This window comes from Simiduia agarivorans SA1 = DSM 21679, assembly GCF_000305785.2.
Classification (GTDB): domain Bacteria; phylum Pseudomonadota; class Gammaproteobacteria; order Pseudomonadales; family Cellvibrionaceae; genus Simiduia; species Simiduia agarivorans.
Map to the genome: position 1 here is coordinate 2,389,424 of NC_018868.3, position 16,920 is coordinate 2,406,343.

Below are 16,920 nucleotides of genomic sequence, written 5' to 3' on the forward strand. Positions count from 1 at the left end.
CTTAACAGCATGCCCAAGCCCCTGTGCAGCATCGCCTGCCAGGGGCTTTTTATTTTTCACAACAATAACAGCGGGAGTAATGCCGGTGAAAACCAAGGTATCCAAGGTCGTCGTACTCGGGGGTGGCACAGCGGGCTGGATGTCTGCCGCACTGCTCAAAAAAGTACTGGGCGATACGGTTTCCATAGAACTGGTTGAATCAGAACAGATTGGTGCCGTTGGCGTGGGCGAAGCCACCATTCCCCCCATCCAACTGGTCAACAGTGTGCTCGGTTTGAACGAGGCTGAATTCCTGCGCGAAACCAACGCCACTATCAAGCTGGCGATTAAATTTGAAAACTGGAAGCAACAAGGGCACAGCTACTTTCATACTTTCGGCGCCCCCGGAAAAAGCACCGCCTTCTGTCACTTTCACCATTACTGGACCCGCGCCAATCAGGCCGGCCACCCATCCGATTTGTGGGACTACGACCTGAATTACCAATGCGCTATCAATGGCCGCTTTGCCCATATCAAAAGCCAGGACCCGGTGTTTGAACTGCCCTACGCCTACCATTTTGATGCATCGCTGTACGCAAAATTCCTACGTAAAATCAGCGAAGCCATGGGCGTGAGCCGCACCGAGGGCATCGTAAAAGACGCCACCCTCAACAGCGAGACCGGCATGGTGGAATCACTGCTGCTGGATGACGGCCGGCAGGTGGCCGGCGACTTTTTTATCGACTGTTCGGGCTTCCGCGGCTTACTGATCCAGTCCAAATGCGGGGCCGGTTACGACGACTGGAGCCATTTGCTGCCGTGCAATTCGGCGGTGGCCATGCCGTCCGAACGCTTACCGGAAACCCTGCCTTACACCCGCTCCATCGCGCATCAGGCGGGCTGGCAATGGCGCATCCCGCTGCAGCATCGCAACGGCAACGGCATGGTGTATTGCAGCCACTACATCAGCGATGACGAAGCCATCGCCACCTTGTCTGCCAATCTCGATACCGCGCCTTTGGCAGACCCGAAAATTATCCGCTTTACTACCGGTCGCACCCGCAAACCCTGGAGCCGCAATGTGGTAGCCGTGGGTTTATCCAGCGGGTTTCTGGAACCGCTGGAGTCCACCAGTATTCATCTGATTCAAAGTGCCGTGGTGCGGTTGATCAAATTATTCCCGCACAACGGCATAGACGCCGCCAACGTGGCCGAATACAACAAGCAGTCCGAAATCGAATACCTGCAGGTGCGCGACTTTCTGATACTGCATTACTTTGTGAACGAGCGACAGGACTCGCCTTTCTGGCGCGACATGCAGCAGCTGGATATTCCCGCCAGCTTGCGACACAAAATCGATTTGTTTGAGAGCACCGGCAAGCTGTTCCGCGAACAGGAAGACCTGTTTGCCGAGAGTTCCTGGTTGCAGGTGATGCTTGGCCAGGGCATTACGCCCAGGGACTATCATCCGCTGGCGAACGCACCGTCCGAACACAAGCTGCTGGAAATGCTCGCCAACCTGCGCGCGGTAAAAGCCAAGCCCGCCGCCGAATTGCCCACGCACGATGAATTTCTGAAGTCTTTCTGTGGCAGATAACATGCAACCAAAACGACTGGTCATTGTGGGCGGTGGCACCGCTGGCTGGATGGCAGCGAATTTATTCGCCGCCCGATGGGCAAGCGCCGGCGTCCACATCACGCTGGTGGAGTCACCCGACGTCCCGACGGTGGGCGTGGGGGAAGGCTCTACGCCCACACTCAAACGGTTTTTTCAGGCCATCGGCGTGCAGGAATCCGACTGGATGCCGGCGGCCAATGCCACCTACAAGGTCAATATCCGCTTTAAAGACTGGGCACCCGACGCGGGCGCGGTTGATTACAGCCACCCGTTTATTTCCCAACCCGATACGTTTACCCAGCGCGACTTCCTGATCAATGCCCGCACCCGTCGCATGGGACTGGATACCCACACCACACCGGCGGATTTTTTGCTCAACGGCGTCCTGGCCAAACACGGAAAAGGGCCCATCACGCCGGACAATTTTCCGTTCCGGATTGAATACGGCTATCATTTTGATGCGGGCTTGCTGGCACAACACTTAAGGCGAACGGCCATCGACCGCGGCGTAAACCATCTCACTGCGCACATCGATACGGTGGGCCAATCCGATGACGGCGCCATCACCCGGTTACACACGCGCGATGGCCAATCCATCGACGGTGATTTTTTCATTGACTGCAGCGGTTTCAAGGCCATGCTCATGCGCGAAACGCTGGGCGTTGCACACAAGAGTTTCAACGCCAACCTGTTCAATGACGCTGCCGTTGTGGCCGCAACCGAAGCACTCCATCCACTGCCACCGGAAACCCTGTCCACTGCACTCAGCGCCGGCTGGGCCTGGCGCATTCCACTGACCAACCGCACCGGTAATGGCTATGTGTACAGCAGCGATTTCATCTCGCGCGAGCAAGCCGAGCAGGAATTCCGTCAACACCTGGGGCTCAGCGAGCAACAGGAATGTCGCCACCTGCGCATGCAGGTAGGTCAGCTGGAAAAGCACTGGCATAAAAACTGTCTGGCACTGGGTTTATCGCAGGGCTTTATCGAACCCCTGGAGGCCACCGCATTGCATCTGGTGCAGATCTGTACCGAGCTGTTCATGGATCTGTTTGAAAAGGCCGGCTTCAGCAGCCAGCACGCGCAGGAATACAACCAACGGGTCAGCGACCGATTTGAGCGGGTGCGCGATTACATTGTGGCCCATTACAAGCTGAACAACCGCAACGACAGCGACTACTGGCGCGCCTGCCGGGCGATGACCGACCTGTCGCCGTCACTTCAGGGCATTCTCGACTGCTGGTACAAAGCCGGCGATCTGGAAACGGAAATTCAACGACAGGGTATTGAAAACCACTTTGGCGCCGTGTCGTGGAATTGCCTGTTAGCCGGCTACGGTGTATTTCCCAAGCTCGCGCCCACGCAGCCGGGCACGGGCGACCTGTACCAGGAAAAACGCATTGCACAATTCCTTGAAGGCTGCGCACTCAACTTTTCAGATCACGCCCACAACCTGCAATTACTCCATAAAAAATAAGGCCCGACCAACCCATGCCCATACGACTGCTCTGTTTGCTCCTCTTGCTGTGTTCACCGGCCGCTCTTGCCCAGATCGGAAAAATCGAGCCGCCCCATTGGTGGTCCGGCATGGCCGATCCGCAATTGGAGTTAATGGTCTATGGAAAGAATATCGGCAGCGCAGAGGTATCTGTACTGGAAGGTAAAGCGCGGGTGCAATCGCTGGGCCGCACCGACAACCCCGATATACTGTTTGTGCAACTGGTACTCGATAAATCCATCGACGCCGGCGACCTGGTACTAAACTTCGCTGGCAAATCCCGTGAGCAGATCCGTTATCCCATTAAAGCGCGCCAGGCTGGCAGCCGTGACCGACGGGGCTTTGATAATCGCGATGTGATTTACCTGATCACGCCCGACCGTTTTGCCAATGGCGATACCAATAATGATTCCGTCGAAATTCTGGGCGACCCCGTCAACCGCAATGAAAATTACGGCCGCCATGGCGGTGACCTGCAGGGCATTATTGACCGGCTCGATTACCTGGCCAGCATGGGCTTTACCCAGCTTTGGCTGAATCCGGTGGTGGAAAACCATATGCCGGCCTGGTCCTACCACGGCTACGCCGCCACCGATCTGTACCGCATCGATCCACGCTATGGCACGCACGCAGACTACCTGCGTCTGAGCCGCGAAGCCGCCAAGCGCGGTATGGGCCTGATTCAGGATCTTGTGCCCAATCACATCGGCAGCGGCCATCCCTGGTTGGCCTCGCCACCGGCACGCGATTGGTTCAATTACGCGGGCCAGTTTCACCCCACCAATCACATGCGCGAAACCGTGCAGGACCCATACGCCGATCAACAGGATGCGCGCGAATTTGCCGATGGCTGGTTTGTGGAAACCATGCCCGATCTCAATCAACGCAACCCCCACCTGGCCAATTACCTGATCCAGAATGCCATCTGGTGGATTGAGGAAGCCGGTCTCAGCGGCTTGCGCATCGATACCTGGCCTTACTCCGATAAACATTTTCTGACCCAATGGAGCCAGCGCATTCTGGCCGAATACCCCGGACTGAATATGGTGGGTGAAGAATGGTCGCTGGAGCCCGCCATCATTGCCTATTGGCAAGCGGGCAAACAAAATGCCGATGGCTATCGGAATGCCCTGCCCAGCCTGTTCGATTTTCCGCTGCAGGAAGCATTGGTGTCAGCGCTGCGCGAAGATGACAACTGGAACACCGGCTGGGTAAAACTCTACCGCACGCTGGCCGCCGACGGTATCTACGCCAACGCTAGCGCGCTGACGATTTTTGCCGACAATCACGACATGAGCAGGGTCTACACCCAACTCAATCACGACCCGGCGCTGACCCGCATGTCGCTGGCACTTATCGCCACCCTGCGCGGCATTCCGCAGATCTACTACGGCACCGAAGTGCTGATGGCGAATCCCAACAGCGATTCGCACGGCGAAATCCGTGGCGAATTTCCCGGCGGTTGGGCAGATCACAACACCGATGCCATCAGCGGCAAAGGCTTGGATGCGGAACAAATCACCACCCGTGACTATCTGAGAAAACTGCTCGTCTGGCGTGCGCAAACACCGGCATTACACCGCGGCAACTTCCGCCACTTTGCGCCCAAAGACGGTGTCTACAGTTACCTGCGCGCGTCAGATACCGAACGGGTTGCAGTGCTGGCCAACAAGAACGCCTCGCCCGTGTCATTTGCGCCGACGCAACTGGCGCGGGTCACCGGCCAATGCCGACGCGCTACCAATCCCATGACGGGTGCAACCGTGTCGCTCACGCGCGCACTCGCGTTACCCGCCAAGACCGTTACGCTGCTGCACATCCGCAGCGCGGATTGCCCATCAACAAAAGAATAATGCCATTATGCCCATGCACATCCTGAGTCCCCTATTCAAAAGGTCACTGCCCTGGTTTTTCGTCGCCGGCTTCTTATGCCCTCCTGCGCTGGCCGATTTTGGCGACGTCACGAGTTACCAACATAACAACGATCACCTGACACTGGTGACCGACCAGGGCGAGGTAACCATCACTCAGATTAACGCCGGCACACTGGCCGTGGACTATGTCCCGACCAACGTAAAACAACTGCCCGGTTTCGCCCTTGATCCGTCCCGCAGCAGTGCCGATACACCGCCGGCGTTGTCCGAATCCCGCGAAGGCTTGTGGTTTGGCACCGATAGTTTGCGTGTACACATACAACAAACACCGCTCAGCCTCGCGTTTTACCGCGGCAAGGAACTGTTAGTGCAAGAGGAAGCTGGCCTGTTTGTGCAGGACGCGTTGCGTGGCTTCCGTTTCAATCTCGACGACGATGAAAAACTGCTCGGCGGTGGCCAGCGGGTATTGGGCATGGACCGGCGCGGTCAGCGTATGCCTTTGTACAATAAAGCTCACTACGGTTACGAAACCGAATCCAACCAGATGTATTTCAGTCTGCCGGCCGTCGTGTCTGACAAAAAATACGCGCTGGTGTTCGACAACAGCGCTAGCGGCCACCTGGATATCGGCGCCACCGAAGCCGATGTACTGCAATTTGAAGCCGTGGGCGGCCGCACGGCCTATATCGTGAGCGCAGGCAGCACTTATCCCGAACTACTCAATTACTACACGCATGCCACCGGTCGCCAGCCGCTGCCACCGCGCTGGGCCCTGGGCAATTTTGCCTCACGCTTTGGCTATCGCACTCAACAGGAAGTCAAAGACACTATCGCCCAGTTCAAAGCCTCGGATTTTCCAGTGGATGCGCTGGTGCTTGATCTCTACTGGTTCGGCAAAGATATCAAAGGTCACATGGGTAATCTGGCGTGGGACAAAAACGCCTTTCCCGAGCCTCAAAAGATGATCAAGGAACTGGCCGATCAGGGCGTAAAAACGATTCTGATTACCGAGCCGTTTGTACTCACCAGCGCCAAGCGCTGGGATGAAGCCGTGGCGGCCGATGTATTGGCCACCAACGCCGCCGGCAAACCCAAAACCTTTAATTTTTATTTCGGCAACACCGGTCTGATTGATGTATTCCACAAACCTGCGCAGGCCTGGTTCTGGAGTATTTATCAGGAACTGATGCTGCAGGGCGTGGCCGGTTGGTGGGGTGATCTGGGCGAGCCGGAAGTACATCCCGATGACAGCATCCACCGATTGGGGCCACTCAATGCCGGCGCAAATGAAGTCCATAACGCCTACGGTCACCAATGGGCCAGAATGGTGTACGAAAACCAGCGCCGGCGCTTTCCCGACACCCGCCCCATGATCATGATGCGCGCCGGTTTCGCCGGCAGCCAGCGCTACGGCATGATCCCCTGGACCGGCGATGTATCGCGTACCTGGGGCGGTTTGAAACCGCAAGTGGAATTGTCCCTGCAGATGTCCATGCTCGGCCTGGCTTACACCCATTCCGATCTCGGTGGCTTTGCCGGCGGTGAGGTGTTCGACCCGGAAATGTATGTGCGCTGGCTGCAATACGGCGTGTTCCAACCGGTGTATCGCCCACATGCGCAGGAGCACATCGCGCCCGAACCGGTATTTCACAGCGAAGACGTGCAGAACCTGCTGCGTCCGTTTGTGAAACTGCGCTACCAGATGCTGCCCTACAACTATTCACTCGCGTTTGAAAACAGCCTCACCGGCATGCCATTGATGCGACCGCTGTTTTTTGAAGATGAGTCCAAACCCGCATTGATCGATAACAGCCACAGTTACCTGTGGGGCGATGCGTTTCTCGTGACACCCGTGACCGACGCGGGTGTGGAATCGGTGAGCGTTGAACTGCCCAAAGGCGTCTGGTACGACTACTTTACCGGCGAGCGCTTCAAGGGTGGAAAAAATATCGAACAGAAGACAGAACTGAAACACCTGCCCGTATTGGTGCGCGCAGGCAGTTTTGTGCCCATGGCAGACACCATCGGCGAACACACGGGTACCTACAATCCCGCACAGCTGACACTGCACTACTACCACGACAATGCCACCAAAGGCGGTCGTGGCGTCATGTACGAAGACGATGGCCTGTCACCTGACAGCATTGCCAGCAGCAACTTCCAGACACTCAGCTTCAATGCGACGAATCAGCGCAGTCGTTTGCAGCTGGATTTGACCCGCGAAGGCCACTACACCGGCGCACCAGAAACACGCGAGCTGACACTGGTGATCCACCACCTGCGCAAAAAACCGCGCGCAATGTCGCTGGACGGGCAGCCAATTGAATTTCACTACGACGATAAAACCCAATCGCTGACCAGCCGCGTCACCTGGACCAACAATACACACCAGATAGAAATCAAAGGACACCGTTGATGAGATCAGGAAACCTCTCTCTTGCTGCCTTCTTGGCCGCTTCAGCCCTGCTCGCGCTGGGCTGCCAGCAAAAAAACACAGACGCGCCGGTAGCGAACGCTGCCGCGCAAGCGCCTATAGAAATGCCGGCTGCCGAAAAGCAGAAAGCCGTGGTCTACCAGGTATTCACCCGCCTGTACGGCAACACCAACACCACCAACAAACCCTGGGGCAGCATCGAAGAAAACGGGGTCGGAAAATTCAGTGACTTTAGCGACACCGCACTCACCGATATCAAATCCCTTGGCGTCACTCACCTGTGGTACACCGGCGTGCCTCACCACGCCGTCATCCGCGATTACAGCGAATACGGGATCGGCCAGGACGACCCGGATGTGGTCAAAGGCCGCGCCGGCTCGCCTTATGCGGTAAAAGATTATTACAGTGTCAATCCGGATCTGGCCGATGATCCGGCCCAGCGGCTGCAGGAATTTGATGCACTGATTGCCCGCACCCACAAGCACGGCATGAAAGTCATTATCGATATCGTACCCAATCACGTGGCGCGCAATTACCAGAGTCTGGCAAAACCCGAAGGTGTTGAAGACTTTGGTGCAGCCGATGATGTCAGCGTAGAGTATGCGCGAGACAACAGCTTCTACTACGTGGTGGGCGAAGACTTTCAAGTGCCGGAAGCAGCGCCCGGCTATGCGCCGCTGGGCGGCGAGCCCCACCCGCTCGCGGACGGAAAGTTTTCCGAATCACCCGCCAAATGGACCGGCAATGGCGCACGCAGTGCGCAACCGCATTACAACGATTGGTACGAAACCGTCAAAGTGAATTACGGCGTTAAACCCGATGGAAGCTATGATTTCGACCGACTGCCTGACGCGTTGCGCGGCGCTCCCTGGCGCGAACACGCCGCCTTCTGGGCCGATAAAGATGTCCCCGCCAGCTGGGAAAAATTCCGCGATATTACCCAGTATTGGTTGGCGCGCGGCGTCGACGGTTTCCGCTACGACATGGCGGAAATGGTGCCGGTAGAATTCTGGAGTTACCTGAACTCGGCCATCAAACAGACTAACCCCGACGCATTTATCCTGGCCGAAGTGTATAACCCCAAAGAGTATCGCAACTATGTGCAGCTGGGGTTGATGGACTACCTGTACGACAAGGTAGAACTCTACGATACGCTCAAGTGGATTATTCAGGATAAAGCCAGCACCGATGATCTGGTACCCATTCAGGCAGGCCTCGCCGACATTGAACACCACATGCTGCACTTTCTGGAAAACCACGACGAACAGCGCATTGCCAGCCCTGACTTTGCCGGTAACGCCGAACGCGGCAAACCCCTGATGGTGATCTCCGCCACCATCAGCACCAGCCCCACTATGCTGTATTTCGGTCAGGATGTGGGTGAAGACGGTAGCGAAGATGGCGGCTTTGGCGATCCTACCAGAACCAGTATTTTCGATTACGTGGGCGTGCCCGCGCACCAGCGCTGGATGAACGATGGGGCGTTTGATGGTGGTCAGTCCAGCGCTGACGAAAAAGCCCTGCGCCAGTGGTATAGCCGGCTTCTGAACCTCACGCGTACCGAAGCGGCGATGATGGGCAGCTATCGCGAAATTCACACCTTCAACCGTGAACACACAAAAGACTATGGCGAAAAACAGTTTGCCTTTGTGCGTGAAGGCGGCGGCCAGACACTGATTATTGTCAGCAACCTGGCCGATGCCTCCGCACAGTTCACCTTGCAGCTGCCCAACGATTTAGTGGCTGCCTGGCAGCTGAAAGAAGGCCGTTATGCGCTGAGTGAATTACTGCACACGGGCAAGCATGAATTACGCGTATCGGAAGGCAAAGGTCTGGTGTCACTGCAGTTGCCTGCGTCTGGCTCCGTTATTCTTGAGCTGCCCCGGCATGAATAAGTGGCTCTCTGGCGGCTTGTTGTTGTGCGCCGGCGTGTTGCTGGGCGCCCTCGGCGTCCAGCTGACTGAACAGTGGACGCACAATGAGCCGGTTGATCGACCCAGCACGGCGGTCGCACGCGTACAGGTCCACACCCTGGCCATGCCATCGCTGAACCGGGAGCGCGCAGTGCGGGTTTATCTGCCGCCCTCTTATGCCGACAACACCGAACGCCACTATCCGGTGCTGTATCTGCACGATGGCCAGAACTTGTTTGATGAAGCCACCAGCTTTCTGGGCGAATGGTCGCTGGATGAAACCCTGGATGCATTGGCCGTCAGCCATGGGCTGGAAATCATTGCCATCGGCATCGACAACGGCGCGGAATTAAGAGCACAGGAATTGATCCCCTGGCCGCACCCGGAACTGCCGGTAGCCGAAGGCGATCGCTATCTGGATTTCATTGAGAAAACGCTGAAGCCCTGGGCCGACAACAGGTTCCGCACGCGCACAGCAGCGGAACACACAGCGATACTGGGCTCGTCGCTCGGGGGGCTTATTTCGCATTATGCCGCCCACACCCGCCCCCAGCTGTTCGGTAAAGCCGGCGTACTGTCGCCCTCCTATTGGGTCTCTGAACAGTCGTTCGCTATGACCCAACCCAACGGCGTACACCAACGCCTTCTTTTTCTCATGGGGGAAAAAGAAGGCGGCAGCATGGTGCCGGATTTTGATCGCATGCAGCAACTGATGCGCGCCACCAATACCGAGGATACCCTGCTGTTTCATACGGTGGCGCACGGCCAGCACAATGAAACCTTGTGGCGCACACACCTGGGTTGGGTGTTGTTGTGGCTGTTTCCCGGCGCTACCTATTAACTCACTGTGCCTCGGCGCGGCGCTTGTGGGTGACCTCTGCCAGCGCCTGGCGCAGCTCATCCATTTGCAGGGGTTTGTTCAGTACCTGTTGCATACCCGCTTCTAAAAATGTCGCGCGGTGTTCCGGCAATGCGTGCGCACTCAGCGCGTATATCGGACAGGCGGCCAAGCCCTGCTGCTGCTCCCATTGGCGGATCGCCTGCGCGGCTTGCACACCCGTGAGCTTGGGCATTTCAAAATCCATCAGAATCAGATCCGGCGCGCCCTGCTCACAATAAAAATTCAACGCGGCCTCGCCATCATTGGCATACAGGGGTTGATGACCCAGTTTTTCCAACATACTGCCAATGACCAGCCGGTTGGTACTGTTATCCTCTGCCACCAACACCTGTAACGCACCACTGGATTCTTGCGCGGCGGGGATGGATGCCGATTTCGTCTGGTCCATCGATTGCGGTCTCCGGTAGGGCAATCGAAACCAGAAGCAACTGCCCTGCCCTTCAACACTGTTCACACCAATGGTTCCTCCCATCAGTTCCACCAGCTGCCGGCTGATCGCCAAGCCCAGCCCCGTGCCGCCGTGATGATGATCGCGACCGCAGGCACCCTGCTCTTCGGGCAATTGACGAAACGGTTCAAAAATTTCTGCCTGCGCCGCTTCGTTAATGCCCCTACCCGTATCTTGTACGCGAAATAACAACTGCGAGGACTCGTAGTGGACAGACAGACTGACGTTTCCACGCTCGGTAAATTTAAACGCATTGCCGACCAGATTAGCCAGTACCTGGGTAACCCTGGCACCATCCAACAACGCAACGCGCGGCACGTCCGGCGCCAGTGAGATGTTAAACGCAAGGCCGCTTTCCAACGCCTGGTACTGAAAAAGGACTTTGATATCGGCAAGCAAGGATTGAAGCTCCAGCGGTGCGGGCTGAAGTTCAATGCCGCCGTCTTCGATTTTGGCAATGTCCAGTACATCGTTAATCACCTTCAACAGAATTTTTCCCGAGCCGCGGATGGTCTGAACGTATTTTTGCTGTTCTTCATTCAGGTCTGAATCCGCCAGCAAATCGGCCATTCCCATAACACCATTCATGGGCGTTCTGATCTCATGGCTCATATTCGCCAGAAAACGGCTTTTGAATGCGGCTTCTGCAGTGGCTGCTCGGGCCTCGGCCTGCACGCGATGATTCTCTACTTTGAGCGTATTGATCTGGTCACCCAATGCAAGGGAAAGCAGTAATGCCTGCCACAAGCAACCCAGCATCATCACACCCTCTAACCACAAGGGCGACATATTGCCGTAGCCGGCCATCAGTACTGCGGCCAGCTGACTCATCATAAAGCCGGAAAACGCCACCAGATAAATTGCCGCTGGCCGGCTGCCGGCGAGCGCAAGGCGCACCGCCAGCGCCAACAGGTAGACATTGAAAATTAACGACACCACCTGGGTGATGTTGCGCACCAGTGGCCAGTTCTGCGTGATACACAAGGCCAACAGAGCGAGGCAGCACACCACAGCCAGCTGGATAACCCGGCGCGAAAAAAGACCCGGTTTCAGAAAGCACCCACTCAGGCAGTAAAACAACATGGCCTGTATTAGCACAGCCGGCCAGAAGAGGCTCAGCTTGCCCTCCGGCCACCAGGGCTCCGGCCAGAAACGGAATGCACTGGCATCCAGCAGCCCGTGCATGAAAAGCGTAGCGAGCAAGAACAGCGTATAGCAAAGGTAAACCAGCTCGCGTGACGCAGCCGCAAGAAAGCCGTTGTAAATCAACAGGCCCAACAATACGCCGTAAAATAACGCGGTCAGTCCCTGCTGCAGGCGGTGATGATCGACAAACGCCTCCAGGGTCAACCACTGCGGGTGCAGGTACACGGACACCGGGCTTTGCACCTGGTAGTACAAATAGTGCTGGCTGGCAGGCGCCAGGCGCAATGGCACCGCCACGGAGCGCGCACCTAAAAAATTCCGGCGCTGGGCGCCGGCCGTGCCGCCGTCAAACAACAGCGCCAGCCTTTCCCCGTCCGACCGATACACCGACACCCGGCTACTGAAACTGTCCCGGGTATCCAGTACACCTTCTATAGGTGTCGGGTGTGGGTTGTCCAACAACACCCGCACCCAAAGCGTGCCTTGAACATAGTCCCCGTCTGCACAACTGTCGGCGTCGAAGTGCTGTCCGGCAATATCCGCGGCTGAATAGGTTTGCGTCGGGTCCGCAAAGCACTCGGGCACCAGCGCCCCGGCCCGTGCAGATTGGCACAGAAGCCACAGTGGAAGATGGATCGCTAGGGTCAATAGCCAACGCCGCACCCTGTGCTCCTGCGTAGTTATTGTTTTACAGAGTTTAGCAGTACTGGTGTACCTGAGTGCTCAACGCAGGTGCAGGGCTGCACGCTCACCCGACCCGCAAAAAATGACTGAGCGGTTCGTACCAGAAGCACGCGCAAGTAGTGGACAATTAATGATCATTTATCGCCAGCTTTGCCTTCTTTCGGTGCATTTCATGCAATTATTCTTTTTTTTGGTGCGGGCGAGCCAAATCATTGGCAAAGCCACCTGACGCGGGCCACGCTTAATCCCGAATTCAGTTTGCACGCTGTATCTCAACTGTTTTCTCTGAATAAAAAAAATAACCTCAGAGGAAGATCACCATGAATCTGCACTCCACACGTCGCTCTACCCTGGCCATGCTGACGGCCTGTACTCTGGGCCTCGGCACATCAACGTTGTATGCCCAAGGCTATAAGCACGTGGCCGTTGCGCCCGATGCTCTCAACACCCAACAACTGCAAGCCGCCGAACAGCTGGGTACCTTCAGCCACAGCACCATGGCGCCGATTGATGCGCTCGGCAACCAGCCCTTGCGCATCGATACCCGCGAAGAAACGCCCATCGTGCTGGTAGGCCCCGATGCTGCCACCGTGAAAGCGCGACTGCTCGACCCGGATGGCACGGTTCGGCTGGATGAGCGGTCGCAACGGCCTCTGCCCACAAGGGATGTAGCCCTCGGGCAGGCCCGACTGCCGGGCAAAGACCTGCCCACCGTGGCGGAAAAACCCGGTACCTGGCAGCTGGAGCTGAGCGCCGATGATGGCGAGACCCGCGGTCTGAGCCGGCGCCACTATGCACTGGTCAAAGGTGACCCGAACTTCAAACTCTACAGCTACCGCACCAGCAACAGCACCCTGCTCGACAGTGACGTGGTACTGGTGGCGCACATGCTGGATGCCACCGACGCCCGCAAGCAACGCGGTGGGGAGCGGCGCCAGGCACTGCTCAAGAGCCGTCCCGTGCAAGCCACTATCGAGTCGGCCGACGTCACCCTGACCTGGCCATCCGGTAACAGCCGCACGCTCCGGCTCAACGACGAAGGTCGCGACGGCGACGCCGTGGCCAACGACGGCCGCTTCAGTGTCCGCTTGCCCACCGACGAACTGGGCACCTACACCCAGGAGCTGCAGGTGCTGGGCACCCGTCCCGATGGCCTGCCTTTCAGCCGCACCACCATGGACCTGTACCCGGTGATCGCACAGGATTTCCGGTTGGCCGATGACGCCGCCGAACTGGTGCAGCAAGGCCAGGACAGTTTTCTCAACATCCCCGTGCACGCCAGCGGTAAAGGCGAGCGGGTATTTGTGGCCGCAGAACTCTGGGGCAGCGACCGTCGCGGTCGCGCGCAACCACTGAGCTGGGTTGGCGGCATGGTAGACAACGGCGAACAAGGCCAGACCAGCCTGCAACTGGCACTCGACAGCCGCTGGCTGGACGGCGCACAAGCGCCCTTCAGTGTGCGCAATGTCCGGCTCCAGCACGCGGACAACCACACCCCCATGGATAGCCGGCCTGAGTTACGCGCACAATTGCGGGTTGCGCCGGTGAGCGCACGACTGCAGGCCAGCAGCGCCGACACACCCAAGCACTTCCGCTCGGTGGGCAGCCGCCTCCCGGCACCCGGCGCACCGGCGACCATGGATGTAGGCATTGCGCCGGCCGCCATCAGCCCCAGTGCCGCCGGTGGCGTATTGCTGCTGGTACACGGTTATTGTTCCAGCAGCGCTTGGGATACCGGCCACTTCAGCAATGCGGTTGAGTTCAAAGACTACAACGCCAACCGTTCACACGACGCCTTTGCCCGCAAAATCCGCGACACCGGCGCGAGCTACCCGTCCTTTGGCGTGGTGGCGCACAGCCAGGGCGGCGCCGCGGCACTGCACCTCTATGCCAAGTACATGAGCGGTCTCGACTACGCCAGTGGCGGTCGTCTGATCCAGTCGGTGGGTACGCCCTACCAGGGCACGGCGCTGGCCGGTAACCTGGCGGTGCTGGGTCAGGTATTCGGTGCCGGTTGTGGCAAGAACACCGACCTCACTTACTCCGGTGCAGCCAATTGGCTGGCAACCATTCCGGGCTGGGCGCGTGCGGAAGTGGATTACTACACTACCTCGTTCAACGATCGCTGGTGGGCCTACGATTACTGCCATCTGGCCACCGACCTGCTGCTGGATGATCCCGATGACGGCACCACAGAGAAATGGGCCGGCCAGTTGTCGGGTGCCGTAAACAAAGGCCACAAAACCGGCTGGTGTCACACCAGCGGCATGCGCGACCCGGCACAGACCCGCGATACCAGCCGCAACAGCAGCATGAGCAGCCGCGCCGCGCGCTGATCACAAACCGAACGCTTGCCCCCGAGCGGGGCAAGCGTGCTAGTCTTGGGCTAACAATCGACTGAACACGCGCGACCGTTTCGCGTTTCAGTCGATTGATCAATAACAACAAAAAAGGCGCCCCAATGACTCACGCTCAAACCCCTCCTTACTGGTTCTGGATTATTGCGATCATCGCGCTCTTGTGGAATCTGGCCGGTCTGGCCGCTTTTGCCATGCACCTGATGATCACACCCGAACAACTGGCCAGTCTGCCCGCCGCTGAACAACAGCTCTACACCGACGCGCCGGCCTGGCTGAACGTGGCATTTGGCATGGCGGTTGTGGGCGGTTGCCTGGCGTCATTGATGCTGCTGCTTCGCAACCTGTTTGCACCCGTGCTGTTCAGCCTTTCATTGCTTGGCGTGCTGGCACAAAACAGCTACAGCTTCCTGATGAGCGATACCTTTGAGGTACTGGGTAAGGACGCCATGATCATGCCGTTAGTGGTGATTACGCTGGCGATATTTTTATTGTGGTTTTCGCTCAGCTGCAAAAGCCGTGGCATGCTGCGTTAGCAGGCTGTTGATAAATCCCTGGCCTGCCAGCACTTGATTACTTTTGCTGCCATCGATCGAGCACTTTGGTTGCCAGTATCAACAACAGCAGCAACCAGGGTGCGGCGTGCAAAAATAAATCAAACCAATCAACCGCCGAGCGCAGCTCACCGGTGGCCAACAGTGTCAGCTTTTCCCACAGGTGCGGCACCGGCGTGAAGGGTGCCAGGCCAAGCGTAGCGCAAAACAACAGCACCCAAGGCAACGGCAATCCGGCCAGTCGTCGGTGCAGGGTAAGTGGAGTTTTTTCGGTCATGACAAGGTGTTCTCCGGCGTAGATTGCATTGAACGCGACACCACCGGCAGGGTCAACACGGTGCTCGCCACCGCCATCAGCAACAGGGCGGTAAACATAGCGGCGCTGATAATGCCCTTATCCAACAACACATTGGCGAACAGTATCATGATCAGCGCTTTGGTCTGCAGCAGCCAACCAATGCGCCAAGCGTCGCCCGCCTGCCAGCCCAATAACCTGCCCGCCAATCCCACGCCAGCAAGCTTGCCCACCACCGCAGCCACCAACAAAACCCCTGCTACCGCAAATACCATCTGGCCACCCAGGGCCCAGTCAGTTCTGAGCCCGGTACTCAGGAAAAACACCGGCATCAACAGCATCAGCACCAACTCACGGCTCGTATCGAGCCAGTCGTGACCGAACCACTCCGCATCCAACAACAAACCCGCCAGAAATGCACCCACCATAAAATGCAGGCCGGCCCAGTCCGCCGCCAGGGACATCAGCAGCAACCAGATCAGCGCTACCGCCAGGCGATCTGGGGCTTTAGCCGAGGGCATCCAGCGCCGGACACCAAGCGCCAGGGGCCAGAGCGCCGCGAGAAAAACCAGCTGGCGCCCCAGTCGCTCCCAATCGAGCAACACCAACGCCAATACGGCCCAGATAGCCACATCATCGAGCGAGGCATAACGCAGAACCCGCTGGCCAAATGCCGTGCGCAGCACGCCCAGTTTTTGCAAAAACAACATCAGGATTGGCAGCGCGGTCACGGCGCAAGCCATACCCACCGCCGCGGAAAATTGCAGCCCAGAAGCCGCCGGCCCCTCAAAGCCAGGCAGCCAGCGCCACAACAGCCAGGCCACCAGCGCCCCCAGGGCCAGCGGCATCAACAACGCACAGGTGGCGGTGGTCAGGGTGTCGCGCCGGGACGCCCAGGCGCTGCGCATATCCAGCTCCAACCCCGCCAGAAACACGAACAGAATCACCGCCCACCAGGCCAGTCCGCTGAGTGCGGTGAGCACCTGGGGCGTAAACACCAGCGCATGGGCGGCAGGCCATAGCGCGCCAGCGATACCGGGCCCCAGCAGGATGCCGGTCACGATCTGCACCACCACCAAGGGCGCCCATTGATCGGCGTTGATCAGCCGCCACACCAACCAGGGCAGCAGGAAAATGGCGACCAGCACCAGCAAGAAGGATTCAGATAACGGCATAGAGACCCCCGGAACGGCGGCTCATCATACACAGGCGGCCATCG

At 58.0% G+C, this 16,920-nt stretch carries 11 protein-coding genes; 8 read left to right on the forward strand and 3 right to left on the reverse strand.

The annotated features are described in order from the left end of the window. Positions 1-79: 79 nt before the first annotated feature. Genes M5M_RS10610 through M5M_RS10635 form a run of 6 tightly spaced genes read left to right on the forward strand, consistent with a single transcriptional unit; the run spans position 80 to position 10,157 of the window. A complete protein-coding gene (locus tag M5M_RS10610) occupies positions 80-1,576 on the forward strand; it encodes a tryptophan halogenase family protein (RefSeq protein ID WP_015047488.1) in 1,497 nt (498 codons plus the stop codon). Between the two features lies 1 nt (position 1,577). Next, positions 1,578-3,074, forward strand: a complete 1,497-nt coding sequence (locus M5M_RS10615; protein WP_016389348.1) for a tryptophan halogenase family protein — start codon at positions 1,578-1,580, stop codon at positions 3,072-3,074. A 14-nt stretch (positions 3,075-3,088) separates the two neighbouring features. Continuing rightward, positions 3,089-4,948 (forward strand): glycoside hydrolase family 13 protein, encoded by a 1,860-nt coding sequence (locus M5M_RS10620; protein ID WP_016389349.1) that lies wholly within the window; start codon positions 3,089-3,091, stop codon positions 4,946-4,948. 7 nt (positions 4,949-4,955) lie between these two features. Next, the gene (locus tag M5M_RS10625; protein ID WP_015047491.1) at positions 4,956-7,385 is read left to right on the forward strand and encodes a glycoside hydrolase family 31 protein; all 2,430 of its coding nucleotides are present in this window, start codon (positions 4,956-4,958) and stop codon (positions 7,383-7,385) included. Next, positions 7,385-9,298, forward strand: coding sequence for an alpha-amylase family glycosyl hydrolase (locus M5M_RS10630; protein ID WP_016389350.1), 1,914 nt, complete (start codon positions 7,385-7,387; stop codon positions 9,296-9,298). Before M5M_RS10625 ends, M5M_RS10630 begins: the two co-directional genes overlap by 1 nt. Continuing rightward, positions 9,291-10,157, forward strand: coding sequence for an alpha/beta hydrolase (locus M5M_RS10635; protein WP_015047493.1), 867 nt, complete (start codon positions 9,291-9,293; stop codon positions 10,155-10,157). Before M5M_RS10630 ends, M5M_RS10635 begins: the two co-directional genes overlap by 8 nt. Before the next feature lies 1 nt (position 10,158). Here the strand turns inward: M5M_RS10635 and M5M_RS10640 are convergent, their stop codons facing one another. Next, positions 10,159-12,396 (reverse strand): hybrid sensor histidine kinase/response regulator, encoded by a 2,238-nt coding sequence (locus tag M5M_RS10640; RefSeq protein WP_024330304.1) that lies wholly within the window; start codon positions 12,394-12,396, stop codon positions 10,159-10,161. Positions 12,397-12,815: 419 nt separating this feature from the next. Here M5M_RS10640 and M5M_RS10645 point away from each other — a divergent pair, with 419 nt between their 5' ends. Then, complete coding sequence (locus tag M5M_RS10645; RefSeq protein ID WP_015047495.1) at positions 12,816-14,831, forward strand: choice-of-anchor X domain-containing protein; 2,016 nt, start codon at positions 12,816-12,818, stop codon at positions 14,829-14,831. A gap of 125 nt (positions 14,832-14,956) precedes the next feature. Further along, positions 14,957-15,388, forward strand: a complete 432-nt coding sequence (locus tag M5M_RS10650; protein ID WP_015047496.1) for a hypothetical protein — start codon at positions 14,957-14,959, stop codon at positions 15,386-15,388. 37 nt (positions 15,389-15,425) lie between these two features. On the opposite strand, the gene M5M_RS10655 is transcribed toward M5M_RS10650, so the two are convergent. Both M5M_RS10655 and M5M_RS10660 read right to left on the reverse strand, forming a co-directional pair. After that, on the reverse strand, positions 15,426-15,683 hold the full coding sequence (locus tag M5M_RS10655; RefSeq protein WP_015047497.1) for a hypothetical protein: 258 nt from the start codon (positions 15,681-15,683) through the stop codon (positions 15,426-15,428). After that, positions 15,680-16,876, reverse strand: coding sequence for a cation:proton antiporter (locus M5M_RS10660; RefSeq protein WP_015047498.1), 1,197 nt, complete (start codon positions 16,874-16,876; stop codon positions 15,680-15,682). Before M5M_RS10660 ends, M5M_RS10655 begins: the two co-directional genes overlap by 4 nt. Positions 16,877-16,920 lie beyond the last annotated feature (44 nt).